Annotated in this window: 14 protein-coding genes and 1 tRNA gene; 1 reads left to right on the top strand and 14 read right to left on the bottom strand. The window is 72.2% G+C overall.

Translation table 11 applies throughout. The annotated features are described in order from the left end of the window. Nucleotides 1–8: 8 nt before the first annotated feature. From ACWDX7_RS15670 to ACWDX7_RS15655, 4 genes are all read right to left on the bottom strand, one after another. Nucleotides 9–302 carry a Dabb family protein gene (locus ACWDX7_RS15670; protein ID WP_451491414.1) on the bottom strand — a complete coding sequence of 98 codons (294 nt, stop codon included), beginning with the start codon at nt 300–302 and terminating at the stop codon, nt 9–11. Further along, nucleotides 299–1,225, bottom strand: coding sequence for a menaquinone biosynthesis protein (locus ACWDX7_RS15665; RefSeq protein ID WP_451491415.1), 927 nt, complete (start codon nt 1,223–1,225; stop codon nt 299–301). Before ACWDX7_RS15665 ends, ACWDX7_RS15670 begins: the two co-directional genes overlap by 4 nt. Then, a complete protein-coding gene (locus ACWDX7_RS15660) occupies nt 1,222–1,551 on the bottom strand; it encodes a chorismate mutase (protein WP_451491416.1) in 330 nt (109 codons plus the stop codon). Before ACWDX7_RS15660 ends, ACWDX7_RS15665 begins: the two co-directional genes overlap by 4 nt. Before the next feature lie 913 nt (nt 1,552–2,464). Further along, a tRNA-Thr gene (locus tag ACWDX7_RS15655) sits at nt 2,465–2,538 on the bottom strand. Between the two features lie 235 nt (nt 2,539–2,773). Here ACWDX7_RS15655 and ACWDX7_RS15650 point away from each other — a divergent pair. Next, complete coding sequence (locus tag ACWDX7_RS15650; protein ID WP_451491417.1) at nt 2,774–4,258, top strand: MFS transporter; 1,485 nt, start codon at nt 2,774–2,776, stop codon at nt 4,256–4,258. A gap of 30 nt (nt 4,259–4,288) precedes the next feature. Here the strand turns inward: ACWDX7_RS15650 and ACWDX7_RS15645 are convergent, their stop codons facing one another. From ACWDX7_RS15645 to bldG, 10 genes are all read right to left on the bottom strand, one after another. Next, nucleotides 4,289–5,863 (bottom strand): alpha/beta hydrolase, encoded by a 1,575-nt coding sequence (locus tag ACWDX7_RS15645; RefSeq protein ID WP_451491418.1) that lies wholly within the window; start codon nt 5,861–5,863, stop codon nt 4,289–4,291. Nucleotides 5,864–6,135: 272 nt separating this feature from the next. Further along, nucleotides 6,136–7,347, bottom strand: coding sequence for a DNA polymerase III subunit delta' (locus ACWDX7_RS15640; RefSeq protein WP_451491419.1), 1,212 nt, complete (start codon nt 7,345–7,347; stop codon nt 6,136–6,138). A 182-nt stretch (nt 7,348–7,529) separates the two neighbouring features. Beyond that, nucleotides 7,530–10,796, bottom strand: coding sequence for a dTMP kinase (tmk, locus tag ACWDX7_RS15635; RefSeq protein ID WP_451491420.1), 3,267 nt, complete (start codon nt 10,794–10,796; stop codon nt 7,530–7,532). Nucleotides 10,797–11,071: 275 nt separating this feature from the next. Beyond that, nucleotides 11,072–13,882 (bottom strand): type I DNA topoisomerase, encoded by a 2,811-nt coding sequence (gene topA, locus ACWDX7_RS15630; protein ID WP_451491421.1) that lies wholly within the window; start codon nt 13,880–13,882, stop codon nt 11,072–11,074. Nucleotides 13,883–14,149: 267 nt separating this feature from the next. Then, nucleotides 14,150–14,347 (bottom strand): hypothetical protein, encoded by a 198-nt coding sequence (locus ACWDX7_RS15625; RefSeq protein WP_451491422.1) that lies wholly within the window; start codon nt 14,345–14,347, stop codon nt 14,150–14,152. Nucleotides 14,348–14,515: 168 nt separating this feature from the next. Next, entirely contained in the window at nt 14,516–16,015 is a 1,500-nt protein-coding gene (locus ACWDX7_RS15620) for a DUF7059 domain-containing protein (protein WP_451491423.1), read from the bottom strand. A 257-nt stretch (nt 16,016–16,272) separates the two neighbouring features. After that, a complete protein-coding gene (locus ACWDX7_RS15615; RefSeq protein WP_451491424.1) occupies nt 16,273–16,812 on the bottom strand; it encodes a small secreted protein in 540 nt (179 codons plus the stop codon). Nucleotides 16,813–16,997: 185 nt separating this feature from the next. Next, nucleotides 16,998–19,400: a sodium-translocating pyrophosphatase gene (locus tag ACWDX7_RS15610; protein WP_451491425.1), complete on the bottom strand. Its 2,403-nt coding sequence runs from the start codon at nt 19,398–19,400 to the stop codon at nt 16,998–17,000. Nucleotides 19,401–19,902: 502 nt separating this feature from the next. Beyond that, nucleotides 19,903–20,361 (bottom strand): ATP-binding protein, encoded by a 459-nt coding sequence (locus ACWDX7_RS15605; RefSeq protein ID WP_451491426.1) that lies wholly within the window; start codon nt 20,359–20,361, stop codon nt 19,903–19,905. 100 nt (nt 20,362–20,461) lie between these two features. Continuing rightward, nucleotides 20,462–20,803 carry an anti-sigma factor antagonist BldG gene (bldG, locus tag ACWDX7_RS15600; protein WP_008743037.1) on the bottom strand — a complete coding sequence of 114 codons (342 nt, stop codon included), beginning with the start codon at nt 20,801–20,803 and terminating at the stop codon, nt 20,462–20,464. Nucleotides 20,804–20,873: the final 70 nt, after the last annotated feature.

Below are 20,873 nucleotides of genomic sequence, written 5' to 3'. Positions count from 1 at the left end.
CCCTGACTTCATTCCTCGACATCCGCGATCACCCAGTCGCTGATCTCCCGCCAGGCCTTGATGGCTTCCTGGTGGAAGGGGTGGACCAAATAGCGCTCCACGGCCTCCATATCGTCCATGAGGCCGACGACGATGAAGTCGTAGGCGACCGGCCGGGTGGATATGTTGCGGCCCACGGTCCACTCGCGGAGTTCCGGCACCTCGCCGCCCACCTTGGCCGCGATCTCCTCGGCCTCCCGGGCCCTGGGGTCGTCCCACGAGACGCCGGGCTTGAACTTGAACAGCACGTAGTGGCGAATCACAAGCGTTCTCCTGGTACGGGGAAATGGATGCGGCCCGCGGGGACCTCGCCGCGGTCGGCGGCGCGCCGCGCGAACTCGCGTACGGCGGCGAGCTGCCGGTCGCCGAGGGAGTAGTCGAGCACCCGGTAGTAGTCGAGGAGCACCTGCTCGGGCAGGCGTCCGCCCGGGCCGCGGGCCGACTCGGCGGCCGCCGCCGCGGCCACCGCTTCCGGGTGCGCGCGGGCCCTCTCGGCCGCGTCGGTGAGCGCCGCGGCCACCTCCAGCACCCGCTCGGGGCGCTCGCGCGCGACCTCGCGCCGCACCACCCAGACGGCGAAGACCATCGGCAGGCCGGTCCAGCTGCGCCAGAGCGCGCCGGTGTCCTGGACCAGCAGGCCTGCCGGGCGCCGGGCGTGCAGCCGTAGCGCCTCGTCCCCGATCAGGAGGGCGGCGTCCGCGACGGCCAGCATGTCGTCCAGGTCCTGCGGGGCCGAGCGGTAGACCGGACGTACGCCCACGGCGTCCTCCAGCAGCATCCTGACCAACATGGCCGTGCTGCGGCTGGCCTCCGACAGGGCTACGACGGCCCCGTCGAGCTGCTTGAGAGGCCTGCGGGAGACCAGGTGGCAGGAGTGCACCGGTCCGTCGCTGCCGACGGCGACGCCGCCGGGCAGCAGCTCCCAGGCGTCGGTGTGCCGCAGATACCGGACCAGACTGACCGGGCCCGCGTCCAGCCGTCCCGCGAGCAGTTCCTCGGCCAGCCACTCCGGCGGCCCGGACAGCATGTCGAACGCTTCGCGGGCACCGCTGCGCGCCAGGCCCCACCGCAGCGGGGCGCAGTTGAGGAAGGAGATGTCCCCCACCCTCAGCTGGGCGGACGGAGATACGGACGTGGTGCGACGGGCAGCGGCCGGCGGTCGGGAGGTGGCGTTGACCACGGTCACGAGGCCGGCTCGCCGCGGCTCGCCCCGGCGGCCGGTCCCCGTCCCCGGCACAGCCGCAGGATGTCCGTCGCGAGCGCGGTGCCCTCGGGCCCCAGTGCCTGCCGGTAACGGTCGATGACGACCATCTCGCGCGCCAGCACGGTCCGCGGACCGCCGTCCCCCTGGCGGCGCTGCTGGATCCGGAAGGAAACCCGGTGCCGGCTCTGAATCAGTTCGATAATCTTGGAGTCGAGCGCGTCGATCTCTTGTCGGTCTCTTTCGACGGCGGTGCGCGCATCAACCTTCACGGCATTCGCCGTTAAGTCCCCCGTGTTCTGCTGCGTCACGTGCACTAACTCCTTCGGTTGCCGGAATGCAGCAACCATGGACAGCCAGGTTGATCAGACTCCCAAAGTCTATTCATGCCTTCACTTGCTTACACAAGTGCCCATGGCACATATCTCGGATCATGAGACGCGCAGGCTGACGGCATTCAACGCCCCGTCAGGGCCGCCCCGATGAAAGCCCGTCGAAGCGCGACGCGACCCACTGCTCCCCCTGACACGTCGTCCACGTGGAGCCACGCTTCCCCCTACTCCCGCCCCATCCCCAGCAGGCCACCGCCCGACGCGTGCACCGCGCCTCCTCGAGCCCCCGGCTCAGCTGACGCCCAATCCGGTGCGGCGAGGGACCAACGGGACGACATACGTGCCCAGTTCGCCCCGTCTTCGACCTTGACCGGTGCCATCGGGGCAGCCGGTCCTCAGCGATATTTGTCACAGTGGCACTGCGAGGTGCCGGGCGCATACCCTGCGCCCCTACAGAGCCGCCAAGTCGGCTCGGCCGTAAAGGCGTTGTTAATAATCTGACGCCATGGTGGATACGGGGGAGAACACAGCAGTCTCGACCGAGCGACTGGCGATCGCATTTCCAGGCCCCAGGGCCCGAAGACGGCCAGCGGCTGCCGCGCGGTGGCGCTGACGACAAGACGGTGGGCGTTCCGGAGCGGCGTCACGCGGAGGGCCCGGGTGGAGTCGGGCCTCGCCTTCACCGAGGACGCCGCTCCTGGCTGCTGCCGGCCCAGGTGTCCGACACCGTTCGAGCAGCTGATCGCGGCCCCGGGCCTCCCGCCGATCCAGTTGCACAACCTCCGCCACCGACCGCCCACGCCCTGCCGGCCCCAGGCGCCCGACCCGCCGCCCGACCCCGGAAATAGCAAAACCCCCAGGTCACGGCGAGTGAGTCCTGGGGGTTCTACAGAGCCGCCTTCGGGATTCGAACCCGAGACCTACGCATTACGAGTGCGTTGCTCTGGCCAACTGAGCTAAGGCGGCACCGCTGGTCAGACAAGTATTCCCTCGGTGAGGGGTGCTCATCAGCAGCGGCGCCAAGTCTACAGGGTGTGCGGGGGTGCCCTGAACCGAGTTCGCGGGGGTGAGAGCGGGGTCACATACTGGGGCAGATATGCCATAACCGGCGGGCATCGGTCTGCCGCGTACCCCCGAACGGATGAGACGTGCCGTGGCCCGAGCCGTGAACCGCGCAGGTCCCGCCGCCGGAAGCCGTCCGGTGTCCGGGTCCGTGCGCTGGGCGATGCTCGCCGTGCTGTGCGCGAGTCTGCTGCTGGTGGCGATGGACGCCACCATCCTGAACGTCGCGCTCCCCTCCCTCATCGACCACCTGCGCCCCAGCGCGGTCCAGCAGCTGTGGATCATCGACGTCTACGGGCTGGTGCTCGGTGGTCTGCTCGTCACCACCGGCGCCGTCAGCGACCGGCTGGGGCGCCGGAAGCTGTTCCTGACCGGCTTCGTGCTCTTCGGTCTGGCGTCCGTGCTCGCCGCCACCGCCGAGAGTTCGACGCAGCTCATCGCCGGCCGCGTGCTGCTCGGCATCGGCGGGGCGATGGTGATGCCGTCCACGCTCTCGCTGATCCGGAACATCTTCACCGACGCCCACGAGCGGGCCCTGGCCATCGGCATCTGGGCGGCCGTGGCCGGTGCCGGAGCCGCCGTCGGGCCGCTCGTCGGCGGCCTGCTGGTCGAGCGGTACGGCTGGGCCGCGGCCTTCTGGGTCAATGTGCCGGTGGTGGTCGCGACCGTGGTCGCCGGGCTGTGGCTGCTGCCCGAGTTCAAGGACGCCGGCCACCACGCCCTCGACTGGATCAGCGCCGTAGTCTCCGTCGTCGGCATCGTCGCCCTCGCCTGGGGCATCAAGCACGTCGCCAAAGGCAACCCGGGCCTTCTCGACCTGGGGATCCTGCTGGCCGGCATCGCGCTGCTGGCGTGGTTCGTCCGGCGCCAGCTGCGGCTGGCGGATCCGCTCCTCGATGTGCGGCTCTTCCTGAGCCGGCCCTTCACCGCCGCCGCGCTCGTGACCCTGATGGCCATGCTCGCCGCAGGCGCCGCGCTGTTCCTGGTCTCCCTGTGGCTCCAGTACGTCCACGGCTACTCCCCCTTCGAAGCCGGGCTGCGCACCCTGCCGACCGCCCTCGCCATGCTGGTCAGCTCCCTGCTGACACGGACGCTGGCGCACCGGATCGGCGCCCGGGCCTGCATGGCGCTCGGGACGGCCGGACTGGCGGCCGGATTCACCCTGCTGGCCCTGGCCCCGCAGCCGACCTCGTACGCGTACATCGCCGTCTTCCTGGTCACCCTCGGATTCAGCGACGGCCTCGCCGTCACCACCGCCGCCTCCGTGCTGGTCTCCGCCGTCCCGGCGGAGCGGGCCGGCCAGGCGGGCGCCGTGTCGGAGACCTCCTACGAGCTCGGGGTGGGCCTCGGCGTCGCGCTCCTCGGCTCCGTCCACGCGGCGGCCTACTCCGCGCTGATGGCGGGTACGCCTCCCCACGCGGCCGAGTCCATCGGCGGGGCGAAGGAGTATGCGGAGCGGCTTCCGGCCGCCGAGAGCGCCGGGCTGATGGAGCGGGCGCGGGACGCCTTCGACAGCGCCCTGACCACGACCTCGTACGTGTCCATCGGCATCGCGAGCACGGTGCTGGTGCTCGTGGTGTGGATGATGCCGAAAGGCTTCAGAGCTTCCGGACCGGGCCACTAGGAATCGGCCGGCCGCGCGCTCAGCGCGCGCTCAGCACTTCTTGCCGTCCGCCGGCGCCTTGCCCTCCAGCAGGTACTGGTTGATCGCGGTGTCGACGCAGTCGCTGCCGCGGCCGTACGCCGTGTGGCCGTCGCCGTCGTACGTGAGCAGAACGCCGGAATCCAGCTGTGCGGCCAGCGCCTGCGCCCACTTGTACGGGGTCGCCGGGTCGCGCGTGGTACCGACCACCACGATCGGCGCGGCGCCCTTCGCGGTCAGCGCCTTCGCCGTGCCCGTGGCCTTCACCGGCCAGTACGCGCAGTTCAGCGAGGCCCAGGCCAGGCCCGTGCCGAAGACCGGGGAGGCCTTCTGGAAGGAGGGCAGGGCGGCCTCGACCGCCTCGGGGCCGCCGAAGGCCGGGGGTTGGTCGAGGCAGTTGACGGCCGCGTTCGCGTACATCAGATTGGCGTACTTGCCCTCCGGATCACGCTCGTAGTAGCTGTCGGCGAGGCTCAGCAGGGGCGCCCCGTCGCCGGTCATGGCGGCGGTGAGTGCCTCCCGCAGCTGCGGCCAGGCGCTTTCGTCGTAGAGCGCCGCGATCACCCCGGTCGTCGCGAGCGACTCGCCCAGCGGGCGTTCCGGTTCGCCGGTCGGCACCGGCTGCGCGTCGACCTTGCGGAAGAACTCCTTCAGCCGCGCCGCCACCGACGCGGGGCCGCCCGTTCCGAGCGGGCAGTCCGGCTGCGTCGCGCAGTCCTTGGCGAAGGACGTGAGAGCCGTCTCAAAACCCGCCGTCTGGTCGCGGTTCAGGTCGAGCGCCGAACGGGAGGGGTCCATCGCACCGTCCAGGACCAGCCGGCCGACCCGGCCGGGGAAGAGGTCCGCGTACGTCGCCCCCAGGAAGGTGCCGTACGAGGCGCCGACGTACGTCAGCTTCTCGTCGCCCAGCACCGCGCGCAGCACGTCCATGTCGCGGGCGGCGTCGACCGTGGAGACGTGCGGCAGGACCCGCTTCGAGCGGGCCTGGCAGCCTGCGGCGAACTCCCTGAAGGCGGCCACCAGCAGGGCCCGCTCACGCGGATCGTCCGGCGTCTGGTCCACCTGCGTGTACCGGTCCATGGCGGGACCGGAGAGGCACTGCACGGGGCTGCTGCGCTCCACGCCGCGCGGGTCGAAGGAGACCATGTCGTACTGGGCGCGGACGGGCGCGGGATAGCCGATGCCCGCGTATGCCTGGAGGTAGCCGATGCCGGAGCCGCCCGGGCCGCCCGGGTTGACGACGAGTGAGCCGAGCCGCTTGCCGGGGCCGGTGGCCTGGCGGCGGGCGACCGCGATGTCGACGTCCTGGCCGGATCCGGGGTCGGCGTAGTCCAGGGGCGCCTTCATGGTGGCGCACTGGAATCCGGGCACGCCGCAGTCGCGCCAGCTCAGCTTCTGCTCGTAGTACGGGCGCAGCGCGGCCGACTGGGCGGAGGGGTCGGCGGTCGGCGTCCCCGTGCCCCCGGCCGAGGCGGAGGACGCCGCGGCCCGCGGTCCTCCCGAACCGCCCGAGGTACACCCGGAGAGCAGCAGCCCTGCGGCGGCGATCACGGTCCCGGTGGTACGCAGCAGGCGACTGGTGTCCATCCTTGGAGCCTACGGCTTGGCGTGCCCGAGGTGATCCGGCGAACGCTCCCGGGCCGCCTGCTCCGGTACGCCGTCCCCCGCGCCCGCGGACCGTCCACCGCCGCGGGAGCGGGCCGCGGCAAGGCCCGGAGCCGTCCGGGTGGCCCGGAGCCGCCGCCCGTCGCTCGTACGGGTGAGGCCGTCAACCCGGCACCTCCCCCGCCGACGAGCCCGAAAGCCCCCCGGGCGCTGACACGGCCCGCGCAGCCAGCCCGGCGGGTGTGCCCGTCGGGTCAGCCCGCGCGCAGCGACATCGTCATCGCCTCGACCGCGAGGAGCGGGGCCACGTTCCGGTCGAGGGCGTCCCGGCAGGCGATGATCGCCTCGATCCGGCGCAGCGTCCGCTCGGGACCCGAGGCGCGGGCGATCCGGTCGAGGTCCGGCCGTATCTCCTCGTTCGCGATGGCCACGGACGAGCCGAGCTGGAGGGCGAGCACGTCCCGGTAGAAGCCCATGAGGTCGGTCAGCGCCAGGTCGAGGCTGTCTCGCTGGGTCCGCGTGCGGCGGCGTTTCTGCCGGTCCTCCAGGTCCTTCATCACGCCCGCAGTGCCGCGCGGCATCCGGCTCCCGGCCCCCGCACCGGCGCCGAGCGCGGCCCGCAGCTCCTCGGTCTCCTTGGTGTCGACCTCCTCCGCGACCTGCTTGGCATCCTCGGCGGCGGCGTCGACCAGCTCCTGCGCGGCCTTGAGGCAGCCGCCCACGTCGTCGACCCGCAGCGGGAGCTTCAGCACGGTGGCCCGGCGGGAGCGGGCGGCCTCGTCGGTGGCCAGTCGGCGGGCGCGGCCGATGTGCCCCTGGGTCGCCCGGGCGGCGGCGGCCGCCACGGCGGGCTCGATGCCGTCGCGCCGCACCAGGACCTCGGCGACGGCGTCGACGGGCGGGGTGCGCAGGGTCAGATGCCGGCAGCGGGACCGGATCGTGGGCAGCACGTCCTCCAGCGAAGGCGCACACAGCAACCAGACCGTCCGCGGAGCGGGCTCCTCCACGGCCTTGAGCAGCACATTGCCCGCCCCTTCCGTCAGCCGGTCGGCGTCCTCCAGGACGATGACCTGCCAGCGGCCGACCGCCGGGGAGAGCTGCGCGCGGCGGACCAGATCGCGGGTCTCCTTCACGCCGATGGACAGCAGATCGGTGCGGACGATCTCCACATCGGAGTGCGTGCCGACCAGGGAGGTGTGGCAGCCGTCGCAGAAGCCGCAGCCCGGCTCGCCGCCCAGGGCGCGGTCGGGGCTGGTGCACTGGAGGGCGGCCGCGAAGGCACGGGCGGCGGTGGAGCGCCCCGAGCCGGGGGGCCCGGTGAACAGCCAGGCATGGGTCATCTTCGACGAGGACGGCTCCACGGTCCCGTCCGCGACCGACGTGACCAGGGCGTCTGCGTCCCGGGCGGCGGCGGCCAGCTGCGTCTGGACACGCTCCTGTCCCACCAGGTCGTCCCATACGGGCATCCCGCCCACCGCCTTTCACTTTCCGTCCGTGCGTGGTCCCGCACGTGCCGTACGCATGTCCGTGGACGGGCCGTCTGCACGTCCACACGCCGACACGGCTGAACGCCGACACCTCTTCGCGCCCGCCTGTTCACAGTGTGGCGCGCGCCACTGACAATCCCGCCCATCGCGCCCGTGACCGCTCAGCGGCGGCGCGTCCCGCCCTCGTCGTCCTCGTCCCGGTGGCGGCCCAGCAGTTCGTCCGCCAGCGTCGGCAGGTCGTCCAACGGGGTCTCCTCGGCCCAGTCCGAGCGCCCCCGGCGCGGTCGGCCGTCCTCCCCGAGCACCGGGAGCTCCCGCGTCCGGTCGTTGCCGGCGTCCCGGAAGATGCCCGGAGGCACCCGGTCGGCCGGGCTTTCCTCGCTGCGCCGGGCCGTCGGCCGCGAGGCGGACGAGGCAGAGGGGGCGGCCGGTCCGGCCTTACGGCCGCCACGCGCGGGCGCTTCGGGAGAGCCGGCGGCCGCCCCGCCGGTCCGTCCCGAGGGGCCCGCGTCCGGCCGTACGGGCGGCAGGACCGCCGTGTCATGCGGGCCCGCCTCCGGCCGTACGGGCGGCAGCACCGCCGTCTCGTCGGTCGGGCGGGCGAGGGGCCCCGCCGGCCCCGCCGGATCCGTCTTCGGCACCGGAACCGTCTGCGTCACGTCATCGGGCCGGACGACCCGCTTGGCCATCGGCGTCTCGACCGTCAGCGCGTCGTCCGCGTGGGACGCCGGATGCGGGTCCTTCGTCATGCCCACCTTCGGGGCGGCAGCGGGCGGATCAACCGGTGGAGCAGCCGCTGCGGCGGCAGCCGCGGACGCCGCCGCAGCGGCCGCCGCGTTCGCCGCCTGCTCGGCCGCCTCGGCCGCCGCCAGCCGCCGCGCCTCCTCGGCCTTCAGCAGGGCCTCCTCGGCCCGACGCTGCTTCTCCAGCCGCCGCTCCTCGGCCTCGGCCCGCAGCCGGGCCTCCTCCTCGGCCTGCCGGCGCAACCGTTCCTGCTCCGCCGCGCGGGCCCTCTCCTCGGCCTCCGCACGCAGCCGCTCGGCCTCGGCCCGGGCGCGCGCTTCCTCCTCGGCGCGCAGCCGCTCCTCTTCCGCCTTGCGTGCGGCCTCCGCCTCGGCCTTGATCCGGGCTTCCTCGGCCTCGCGGGCCAGCCGTGCCGCTTCCTCGACCCGCAGCCGCTCCTCCTCCGCCTTGCGCGCCGCCTCTTCCTCGGCCCTGCGCCTGGCCTCCTCCTCGGCGCGGCGACGCGCCTCCGCCTGAGCCGCCACCTCGGCCTCGGAGAGCGGAAGCATCCGGTCCAGGCGGTGGCGTACGACGGTGCTCACCGATTCCGGATCCTGTCCCGCGTCGACCACCAGGTAGCGCCCGGGGTCGGACGCGGCAAGGGTCAGGAAACCGGCCCGCACCCGCTGGTGGAATTCCGCCGGCTCCGATTCCAGCCGGTCCGGCGCCTCCGTGAACCGCTCGCGCGCCGCCTCCGGCGAGACGTCGAGCAGTACGGTCAGATTCGGTACGAGTCCGTCCGTGGCCCAGCGCGAGATGCGGGCGATCTCGGTCGGCGAGAGATCGCGGCCGGCGCCCTGGTAGGCCACCGAGGAGTCGATGTACCGGTCGGTGATGACGACCGCACCGCGCTCCAGCGCCGGGCGGACCACCGTGTCCACGTGTTCGGCCCGGTCCGCGGCGTACAGCAGTGCCTCGGCGCGGTTCGACAGGCCCGCCGAGGAGATGTCGAGCAGGATCGAGCGCAGCCGCTTGCCCACCGGGGTGGCGCCCGGCTCGCGGGTGACCACGACCTCGTGGCCCTTGCCGCGTATCCAGTCGGCCAGCGCCTCCACCTGGGTGGACTTGCCGGCTCCGTCGCCGCCCTCCAGAGCGATGAAGAAACCGGTGGCGGAGGCCGCCTGCACCGGTTCCCCGCCGCGCAGCGCCTCGCGCAGGTCGCGTCGCAGGGGTACGCCGCCGCGGTCGTCGGTCTTGGCCAGCACGACGGCGGCCACCGGCAGCAGCAGAGCACCGACCAGCATCAGGGTGAAAGCGGCGCCGCCGTGGGCGAAGACCACCTCGCCGCCGGTCAGCCGGTGCGGTCCGATCACCGCGGCGAGGACGGGCGCGGCGAGGGCCCCTACGGCGATGGCCACCCGTACGACGGCCTGGAGGTGCAAGGTGAGCCGCGCCCGGCGGAACTCCTCGGTCTCCTGGTCCAGCAGGGTGTGCCCGGTGTTGGCCGCGACGCCCGCGGAGGTGCCCGCGAGCAGCGACACGAACAGCACGGTGGCCGTATCGGGGACGAGACCGGCCAGCAGCAGCGCCAGGCCCGTCACCGCTATGGCGAGGGCGAGCAGGCGGCGCCGCGACAGGGCGGGCAGCACCTTCCCGGCCTGGGTGGCGCGGATGCCGACGGCGGTGCCGCCGACCAGTACGAGGACGAACAGCGCGAAGGAGGCCGGCCCACCACCCAGGTCGAAGGCGTGCAGTACGGATACGGCGACGGCGCAGGACACCGCTCCGGCGACCGCGGCACTGGCCATGACCAGCACCGGGATGGCGCCCGTACGGCCCCTCTCGGCCCGGTCGCCCGCCTTCGGGGCGCGCAGGCCCTCCAGCGGCGAACGGGGCCGCGGGGTCTTCCCGCCGGGCAGGACCAGCGGCAGCAGCAGCGAGACCGACGCCGCGAAGAGGCCGGAGGCCACGTACGAGCCGAGGGCGGCCTGGTTCTCCGCGAACCAGTCCACGCCGAGGCCCAGGGCCTTGCCGACCAGGGTGGCGGCGAGCAGTACGGCCGCGGCGACGGGCAGCGCCGCGAAGGCCGTACGGAGGGTGAGGCGCCGCAGCGTGTCCAGATGGTCCGGAAGCGGCCGCACGGTCGCCCCCTCCGGCGGCGGCACGGGCAGCAGCGCGGGAGCGGCGCTGTCCTTGGCCAGGGTCCACAGCCGCTCGGCGGCTCCGGAGACGAAGACGGTGGCCAGCAGCGCGGTGAGCGCGTGGCCGGGGATCCAGTCGAGCCACAGCGGGGCGACGACGAAGAGCCCGAGCCGGACCCCGTCGGCGCCGATCATCGTCCAGCGGCGGTCGAGCTTGCCGCCGGGGCCGATGAGCGCCGCCAGTGGGCCCAGGAGGACCGCGCCGAACAGGAGGGTGGCGAGGATCCGGACCGCGAAGACGGTGGTGACGGCCAGGGCGGCGCCGCGGTAGCCGCTGCCGAGTCCCCCTTCCGCCACGGCTGCCTGAAGGGCCAGCAGGACCAGCACCAGCAGGGCGAGGGCATCACCGATGCCGCTCACCAGCTGGGCGCTCCACAGCCGGCGCAGGCGGGGAGTGCGCAGCAGGGCGCGCACCGCGCGCTCGCGCGAATCCGCGGCTAGGGCTTCGTCGTAGGTCGGGTTCCCTTGGCCGGTCACGACCGTCGGCTGCTCGGCTCGCGTCATCCGCCCAGCCTATCCGCTGCGCTTGGCGGGTGCGGAGGCCTGTGGACAACCCGGTCCGGGCCCGGCCCCCGCGGCCCGGCGTGGTCGGCACGTGCGGCGCCGTTGCGCGAGCGGCCCGGGCTGCGCCCGGCTTTCGGGGCTCCGCCCCGGAACCCCGCGCCTCAAACGCCGGCGGGGCTGGATTTGCGCTCCCCGCACCCGACGGGGCCGGGTGCGCCCCCGCGCCTCAAACGCCGGCGGGGCTGGATTTGCCCCGCCGACGCTCGATGGAACGGTTACTCGTCCGCCGGGGCCGTGGCCGCCTTCTTGGTCGCGGTCTTCTTGGCGGCCGTCTTCGCGGTCGTCTTCTTGGCCGCCATCGTCTTCTTCGCGGCAGCGGTCTTCGTCGCCGTCGCCTTCTTCGCCGGGGCCTTCTTCGCGGGTGCCTTCTTGGCCACCTTCTTGGCCGGGCTCTTCGCGCGCTTCTCCGCGAGCAGCTCGTAGCCCCGCTCCGGCGTGATCGTCTCGACGTCGTCGTCCCGCCGCAGCGTCGCGTTCGTCTCGCCGTCCGTCACGTACGGCCCGAAGCGGCCGTCCTTGACCACCACCGGCTTCTCGCTCACCGGGTCCGTGCCCAGTTCCTTCAGCGGCGGCTTGGCGGCCGCCCGCCCCCGCTGCTTGGGCTGCGCGTAGATCGCGAGCGCCTCGTCCAGCGTGATCGAGAAGAGCTGGTCCTCGGTCTCCAGCGAGCGCGAGTCCGTGCCCTTCTTCAGGTACGGGCCGTAGCGGCCGTTCTGGGCCGTGATCTCCACGCCCTCCGCGTCCACGCCGACCACGCGCGGCAGCGACATCAGCTTGAGCGCGTCGTCGAGCGTGACCGTGTCCAGGGACATCGACTTGAACAGCGAGGCGGTGCGCGGCTTCACCGCGTTCTTGCCCGTCTTCGGCGTGCCCTCGGGGAGGATCTCCGTCACATAGGGGCCGTAGCGGCCGTCCTTCGCGACGATCTCGTTCCCGCTGACCGGGTCCTTGCCGAGCGCGAATTCCCCGCTGGGCTTCGCGAACAGCTCCTCCGCGTACTCGACCGTCAGCTCGTCCGGAGCCATGTCGTCCGGTACGTCGGCCCGCTGGTGGCCTTCCGCGTCCTTCTCGCCCCGCTCCACGTACGGCCCGTAGCGGCCGACCCGCAGCACGATTCCCTCGCCGACGGGGAAGGAGGAGATCTCCCGGGCGTCGATGGCGCCGAGGTCCGTGACCAGCTCCTTCAGGCCGCCGAGGGCGTCGCCGTCCGCCGGCACGACCTCCGAGGCGTCCTCCGCGCCGAAGTAGAAGCGCTTCAGCCACGGCACGGACTGGGCCTCGCCGCGCGCGATGCGGTCGAGGTCGTCCTCCATCTTGGCGGTGAAGTCGTAGTCGACGAGCCGCCCGAAGTGGGTCTCCAGGAGGTTCACCACGGCGAACGACAGGAAGGACGGCACGAGCGCCGTGCCCTTCTTGAAGACGTATCCGCGGTCGAGGATGGTGCCGATGATCGACGCGTAGGTCGAGGGGCGGCCGATCTCGCGCTCTTCGAGCTCCTTGACCAGCGAGGCCTCGGTGTAGCGGGCCGGCGGCTTGGTGGAGTGCCCGTCCGCCGTGATCTCTTCGGCGGCGAGCGCGTCGCCCTCCGCGACCTGCGGCAGGCGCTTCTCGCGGTCGTCGAGCTCGGCGTTCGGGTCGTCCGCGCCCTCGACGTACGCCTTCATGAAGCCGTGGAAGGTGATCGTCTTGCCGGAGGCGGAGAATTCGGCGTCGCGTCCGTCGCTCGCCCGGCCGCCGATCTTCACGGTCACCGAGTTGCCGACCGCGTCCTTCATCTGGGAGGCGACGGTCCGCTTCCAGATGAGCTCGTACAGGCGGAACTGGTCGCCGGTGAGACCCGTCTCGGCCGGCGTGCGGAAACGATCACCCGAAGGCCGGATCGCCTCGTGCGCCTCCTGCGCGTTCTTGACCTTGCCCGCGTAGACGCGGGGCTTCTCGGGCAGGTAGTCGGCCCCGTACAGCTGCGTGACCTGCGCCCGCGCCGCCGTGACGGCGGTCTCGGACAGGGTCGTGGAGTCCGTACGCATGTAGGTGATGAAGCCGTTCTCGTACAGCTTCTGGGCCACCTGCATCGTCGCCTTCGCACCGAAGCCCAGCTTGCGCGAGGCCTCCTGCTGGAGCGTCGTCGTACGGAACGGGGCGTACGGGGAGCGGCGGTACGGCTTGGACTCGACCGACCGGACGGCGAACGAGGCGCCTTCCAGAGCGGCGGCCAGGGCCCGGGCGTTCGCCTCGTCGAGGTGCAGCACCTCGCTCTTGAGCTGCCCGGTCGAGCCGAAGTCGCGGCCCTGCGCGACGCGCTTGCCGTCCACCGCGTTCAGACGGGCGACCAGCGTCGAGGGGTCGGAGGCGTCACCGGTGCGGCCGGTGGAGAAGGTTCCGGTCAGGTCCCAGTACTCGGCGGAACGGAAGGCGATGCGCTCGCGCTCCCGCTCGACGACGAGGCGGGTGGCCACCGACTGGACGCGGCCGGCCGACAGCCGCGGCATGACCTTCTTCCACAGGACCGGCGAGACCTCGTAGCCGTAGAGACGGTCGAGGATGCGGCGCGTCTCCTGGGCGTCGACCATGCGCTGGTTCAGCTCGCGCGGGTTGGCGACGGCGTCGCGGATCGCGTCCTTGGTGATCTCGTGGAAGACCATCCGGTGGACGGGGACCTTGGGCTTGAGGACTTCCTGCAGGTGCCACGCGATGGCTTCGCCCTCGCGGTCCTCATCGGTGGCGAGGAAGAGTTCGTCAGACTCGGCCAGCAGCTCCTTGAGCTTCCTGACCTGAGCCTTCTTGTCGGCGTTGACGACGTAGATCGGCTGGAAGTCGTGCTCGACGTCCACGCCGAGGCGGCGGACCTCGCCGGTGTACTTGTCGGGAACCTCGGCCGCGCCGTTCGGGAGGTCGCGGATGTGCCCGACGCTCGCCTCGACGACGTATCCGGGGCCGAGGTAGCCCTTGATCGTCTTCGCCTTGGCAGGGGACTCGACGATGACGAGTCGGCGGCCGCCCTTTGCGGTCTCGCTAGTCGGGGACAACTTGGCTCTTCTCTCCGGTCGGCACACGGTCGCGGTACGGCGACGCTGCGGAGTGTGACGGTACAACCCGCACCCGTGTCAAACGGCACAAGCCCGCAACGGCCACTCGAACGGTAACCCGACAAGCGCGGTTTCTGCCGCCCGGATACCCCGCCGGACCCTTCCCGATCACCGCCTGGAGCGCTCCCGGGGCCGTTCGGCCCCGACCGCGTGCCCTTCGACACACCGCGACCGGTGGCCGGATCCGCGCCGGTTCCCGGCTGCGCCTCAGAGCCTCGCGGCGGCCCGGATCGCGGGGGCGCGCGAGCCGCCGGCGGCGCCCGGCGCGAGCGGTACGGCCACGAGGTGGCGCACTCCTCCGGCCACCGGCGCGCGGCGCCGGGCGCGCGCCCCCGTGCGGAGCGGCGGAGCGGCTCCGAACAGCAGGGACACCGTAACCGCGAAGATCGCCGGACCGGTGTCCATGCCGCTCCCCCCTTGCCCCCGAGTCGTTCGGAGCCGCTCGTGGAGCCGCTCCCGGGATCCCCGGATTCCCGTGAACCGCTCCTGACACGAGCCTGCCAGCGGAGGGCGTACGGCGGGCGAACCGCGCGTTACATCACCGGGTCGACCGCGCCCGCGGCGGGCGGGGTCTCAGTCCCGTACCGGCTCCAGGAAACCCTGCTCGACCAGCATCCGGATGGCCTCGGGAGTCCGGTCCCGCAGGACGACCGGATCTTCCTGGACGAGCTGCGCGATCGCGTCCAGGATCCGGCCCGCGCTCAGTGAGCCGTCACACACTCCGGCGAAGCCCGCTCCGACCGTGTCGACCTTGGTGGCGCGCCGCATCCCGCGGTTCTGCCGGAGCACGACGTGCTCGGGATCCTCCGCTCCCGGCGCGCCGACCTGCTCCTGGACCACTTCCGCGGCGAGTACGAAGCGGGCCGCCAGGAGGGCCGCGTCGTCGTGCTCCCGCAAGTAATCCTGCCGGGCGAAATGAGCCAGTACGGTTTCGCCGAGCGGCTGCTCCACCGAGTGCGGCCACTCCTCGACCACGATCGAGGGCTCCGCCGCGTCCGTCCGGCGCAAGGTGATCCAGCCGAAGCCGACCGCCTTGGTCTTGCGGGCCTCGAACTCGTCCAGCCACTCCTCGTACCGCCGGGCGTACTCGGCGGGGTCGGTCCGGTGGTCGCCCGCATCGCGCAGCCAGAGCTCCGCGTACTGCGTCACGTCCTGCACATCACGCTGCACGATCCACGCATCGCAGCCGCGCGGCACCCAGGAGCGGAGCCGGTCGTGCCAGTCCTCGCCCTCCACGTGCTGCCAGTTGCCGAGGAACTGCGCGTAACCGCCCGGATTGAGCCGCGCGCCGGCCTCCTGGACCAGGCTCCGGCACAGGTCGTCGCCGCCCATCCCGCCGTCCCGGTAGGTGAGGCGGGCGCCGGGGGAGATCACGAAGGGGGGATTCGACACGATCAGGTCGTACGTCGCGTCGCCGACCGGCTCGAAGAGCGACCCGGCGAGCAGTTGGGCCTCCGGAGCGCCGGACAGCGCCAGCGTCAGCCGGGTGAATTCCAGCGCCCTCGGGTTGACGTCGGTGGCGGTGACCCGGGTGGCGTGCTGGGCGGCGTGCAGCGCCTGGATGCCCGAGCCGGTACCGAGGTCGAGGGCGGTTGCGACCGGGATGCGGACGGTGATCCCGGCCAGGGTGGTGGAGGCTCCGCCCACGCCGAGGACGACGCCCTCCTCGCGGCTACCGATCCCGCCGGCCCCGCCGACGGCGCAGCCGAGGTCCGAGACGATGAACCAGTCCTCGCCGTCCGGGCCGCCGTACGGGCGCACGTCGACGGTGGCGTGCACCTCGTCGCCCTCGGAGCGCAGCCAGCCGTCCGCGAGGGCGAGCTCGACGGGCAGGGCGTCGCGGGCCTGCGCGTACGGCACGGGCCGCTGGAGCAGGAACAGCCGGACCAGGCTCGCGAGCGGCCCGTCGCCGCGGGTGGCGCGCAGCGCGGGGACGGTTTCGCTGCGGGCGAGCGCGGCGTAGGCGGGGGCACCGAGCAGGTCGAGCAGCCCGTCGGCGGTGAAGCCGGCGGCGAGCAGGGCACTGCGGAGCTCGGCGGTGTGGTCGGGCGAGGGAAGGCTGGTGGTACTCACCGGTCCATTGTGTCCGCTGGGACCGGGAAACCGTGCGCCGCGCGGACGTCGGCGTGGGCAACGGCACGAGACGGCCGCCGGTCCCGCGCGGGCAACGGCACCCGCGGCCGCCGGGGACACGGACGGCCACCGCGCCGGCACGCGAAAAGGGCGGCCGCGGCCCCTTCCGGGACCCCGGCCACCCTGGTCGCCGCGCCGCGCCGGCGAGGCGGCGTCCGGCCTCAGCCCACCGCGTCGTCAGCCACCACGTCCCGTCGTCAGCCGGCCGCTGTCGGCATGGTGACCTGGCAGCCCTTCTGCTTGTTCATCGCCTTGTCCAGACCACCGGCGTTGAGCTGCGCGAGGGCGTCCTTGCCGCCCTTGGTGGCCTCTTCGAGACCGCCCGCCAGTTCCTTGAGGCCCGCGGCGAACTTGGTCTGGTCCTTGGGGTCGAGGGCGTCCATCTTCGCCTTCAGGTCGGCGTAGCCCTTGGAGGTCTCGTCGAAGCCCTTGACCGCCGCGTCCTGGGTCGCCTGCCCGTTCTTGACCGGCGGGACTCCCGCCTCCCGCAGGGCCGTGCCCATCTTCTTGTACGACTCGGACATGGTCCCGAATGCCGCAGAATCGGTCTTCTGCACTTCCTCGGGCTTGCTGCTCTCCGTCGCCACCCGCTTGATCTCCGCGTTGGCCGCCTCGATCTTGTTGAGTTCGGGCTGCCACTGGTCGCAGACCTGCTTGGCCCAGGCGTCGGCCTTCTTGTCGCCGTCGTCCCCGCCGCAGCCGGACAGGACGAGCACCAGTACCGCACCGCCTGACATTGCGGCCGCAAGCTTCTTGTTCACCGGATTGGTCCCTTCGAAGGCTCTCGGCCCGGAAGATACACGCCTGCCGTCGGGCGGGACACAAAGGCGGACAGACGGCGCGTCGGTACGCGCCGCCTGTCCGCCGTTCGGGCGTAGGGCCGGCCTGCCCGGGCTCTGCCCGTCCCCCGGCCGGCCCCGGGTCAGGAGACCGTCGCCGGACCGGCCGACTTGGCAACCCGCTCGGCGGCTCCGCCCGCGGGCTCGTCGCCGACCGCGATGCCGCGGCGCTTGGAGACGTACACCGCACCGACGATGACACTGATCGCCAGGACCGCGATGATCCCGCGCACCAGGGGGCTGGTGTCGTCGCCGTAGCTGAACTGCACGACCGCCGGGGCGATCAGCAGCGCCACCAGGTTCATGACCTTGAGCAGCGGGTTGATCGCGGGACCGGCGGTGTCCTTGAACGGGTCCCCGACCGTGTCGCCGATGACGACCGCGGCATGGGCCTCACTGCCCTTGCCGCCGTGGTGGCCGTCCTCGACGAGCTTCTTCGCGTTGTCCCACGCGCCACCGGAGTTGGCGAGGAAGACGGCCATCAGCGTGCCGGTGCCGATGGCGCCGGCCAGGAAGGAGCCGAGCGCGCCGACGCCGAGGGAGAAGCCCACGGCGATCGGGGTGAGTACGGCGAGCAGGCCGGGCGTGGCGAGCTCGCGCAGCGCGTCCTTGGTGCAGATGTCGACCACCCGCCCGTACTCGGGCTTCTCGGTGTAGTCCATGATCCCGGGGTGCTCGCGGAACTGGCGGCGCACCTCGTAGACCACGGCGCCCGCGGAGCGGGAGACCGCGTTGATCGCGAGGCCGGAGAACAGGAAGACGACCGCCGCGCCGAGGATGAGCCCGACGAGGTTGTTGGGCTGGGCGATGTCCAGGCTGAGGTTCATCTCCCCGGCCTTGGCCCCGACCTCCCTGACCGCGTTGGCGATGGCGTCGTTGTACGAGCCGAAGAGTGCGGCCGCGGCGAGCACGGCCGTGGCGATGGCGATGCCCTTGGTGATGGCCTTGGTCGTGTTGCCCACGGCGTCCAGGTCGGTCAGCACCTGCGCGCCGGCGCCCTGCACGTCACCGGACATCTCGGCGATGCCCTGGGCGTTGTCGGAGACGGGTCCGAAGGTGTCCATGGCGACGATCACGCCGACGGTGGTGAGCAGGCCGGTGCCGGCCAGGGCCACCGCGAAGAGGGCCAGCATGATCGACGCACCACCGAGCAGGAACGCCCCGTAGACGCCGAGGCCGATGAGCAGCGCCGTGTAGACGGCGGACTCCAGGCCGACGGAGATGCCGGCGAGGACGACGGTGGCCGCGCCGGTCAGCGACGACTTGCCGATGTCCCGGACGGGACGGCGGTTGGTCTCGGTGAAGTAGCCGGTCAGCTGCTGGATGAGGGCCGCGAGCACGATGCCGATGGCGACGGCGACGACGGCCAGGACCCGCGGGTCGCCGGGGTGGGCCAGGATCGCGGCGTCCTCGACGCCGACGAGCTCCGCGTAGGTGCCCGGCAGGTAGGCGTACACCGCGATCCCGACGAGCACCAGGGAGGTGACGGCGGAGATGAAGAAGCCGCGGTTGATGGCGGTCATGCCGCTGCGGTCGGAGCGGCGCGGGGAGACCGCGAAGATTCCGATCATGGCGGTGACGACGCCGATCGCGGGCACGATCAGCGGGAAGGCGAGGCCCAGGTCGCCGAAGGCGGCCTTGCCGAGGATGAGCGCGGCCACCAGGGTGACGGCGTACGACTCGAAGAGGTCGGCCGCCATTCCGGCGCAGTCGCCGACGTTGTCGCCCACATTGTCGGCGATGGTCGCGGCATTGCGCGGATCGTCCTCCGGAATGCCCTGCTCGACCTTGCCGACCAGGTCGGCGCCGACGTCGGCGGCCTTGGTGAAGATGCCGCCGCCGACACGCATGAACATCGCGATCAGCGCGGCACCGAGGCCGAAGCCCTCCAGGACCTTGGGGGCGTCGGCCGCGTAGACCAGCACGACGCAGGAGGCGCCGAGGAGGCCGAGGCCGACGGTGAACATGCCGACCACGCCGCCCGTACGGAAGGCGATCTTCATCGCCTTGTGGGAGACCTCGGTCAGGTCCTTGGCGGGCTCGCCCTCGGCGGGGGTGGCCTCGCGCGCGGCGGCGGCGACGCGGACGTTGGCGCGGACCGCGAGACGCATGCCGATGTAACCGGTGGCCGCCGAGAAGAGGGCGCCCACGAGGAAGAAGGCGGAACGTCCCGCCCGCTGGGACCAGGTGTCGGCGGGCAGCAGGAACAGCAGGAAGAACACCACGACGGCGAAGATGGCGAGGGTGCGCATCTGCCGGCCGAGGTAGGCGTTGGCGCCTTCCTGCACGGCGGCGGCGATCTTCTTCATGCTGTCGGTTCCCTCGCCGGCGGCGAGGACCTGGCGGACCAGGATCTGCGCGACGACGAGTGCGGCGAGTGCCACGGCCGCGATGATGATCACGATGAGCCGATTGTCATCAGTGAGTACTGCGGCTGCCAGATCAGTGGTGCGATCCGGCGCGATAGGGGTGAAGAGCCCCGTCATTCGTCCTCCTTGACGCGATGAGCTCAAGATGTGGACGGATTGTAGGGAGCGGATCCTGATCAAAACAGTGCGCAGGAAACGGAATTGGCTTGCACTTGCTCCTCAGCAATAGATCGCGTCACTCCATTACCCTCGAAATGAGTAATGGGACAAAGGCGTTGACGCGTGATCGGTGATCAGCAAACCGGCCGTGAGGCTGCCGGGGAGCGAACCGCGAGGCGGTGCGGATATTGCCGCGAGACATGGAAAAGGCCCTGCTCAGCAGGGCCTTGATAAAGATCGGAAGATACGATGTCCCGGTCGCGCGGCGGCTCGGCGTGCGCCGGACCGGACGGGCGCCGGTGCGAACCGGGCCGGTGGCGGCGCACGCGAACCGGGCGGGAGCGGGCCGGGCCGGTGGCGGCGCACGCGAACCGGGCGGGAGCGTGCCGGGCCGGTGGCGGCGCACGCGAACCGGGCGGGAGCGGGCCGGGGACGAAGCCCGGGCGCTGCCCGGGGGGTCTCACACGGCCGGGGGGCCCTGGCGGAGCTCGGCCGTCCCGAGGACGGGCCAGCTCATCCGGATGGTCCCGCCCCCTTCGCCCGTGGTCACCTCGACGTCGTCGACGAGCCCGCTGATCACGGCGAGGCCCATCTCGTCCTCCCCTTCGATATCGGGGTCGAGGACGGCCGTGATGCCGGGTACGGCGTCACCCGGGCTGCCGGCCGGTCCGGGAACCTCGTCGCCGACCTCGATGGAGAACACCTTCTCCTCCTCGGTCAGCACGACCCGGACGGGCGCGGCCAATCCGTTGCTGCGGTGGAGTCCGACGGCGCGCGAACAGGCCTCGCCCACGGCGAGGCGGACCTCGTCGAGGACGGCTTCCTCCACGCCGGCCCTGCGCGCCACGGCGGCCGCGACCAGGCGGGCCGTCCTGACGTGTTCGGGCTGGGCGCTGAAGCGCAGTTCAACGGTGGCCATGCGCGTCCCCCTCGGACTACGGGCGTGCCTTGACAGGGGTACGGGCCACCCTCGGCCCGGTACCCCCGTTCTCCTCGTCGGCTCCTTGCCGCAGGAGCCGTCAGTCGGTGGCGTTGACGGCGTCTTCCACAGTGGTGTGGATCGGGAACACCTTGGTCAGACCGGTGATGCGGAAGATCTTCAGGATCCGCTCCTGATTGCACACCAGGCGCAGCGAACCCTCGTGCGCGCGGACGCGCTTGAGGCCTCCCACGAGCACACCAAGTCCGGTGGAGTCGAGGAAGTCCACTCGCTCCATGTCGACAACCAAGTGGTAGCTGCCGTCGTTCACCAACTCGACCAACTGCTCGCGCAGCTTGGGCGCGGTATACACATCAATCTCGCCACCGACCTCTACGACCGTGCGGTCGCCGACAGTGCGAGTCGACAGGGACAGGTCCACGGATCCTCCAGCACCTTGCTATCGAGCGGCGCCCCCCAGGGGCCTCCCCACCCGAGGGTTGGGGAGGGAT

This window comes from Streptomyces sp. NPDC003034 (genome assembly GCF_053591375.1).
Note: the sequence above shows the minus strand (reverse complement) of the source record. Positions and strands in the feature narration are given on the sequence as shown.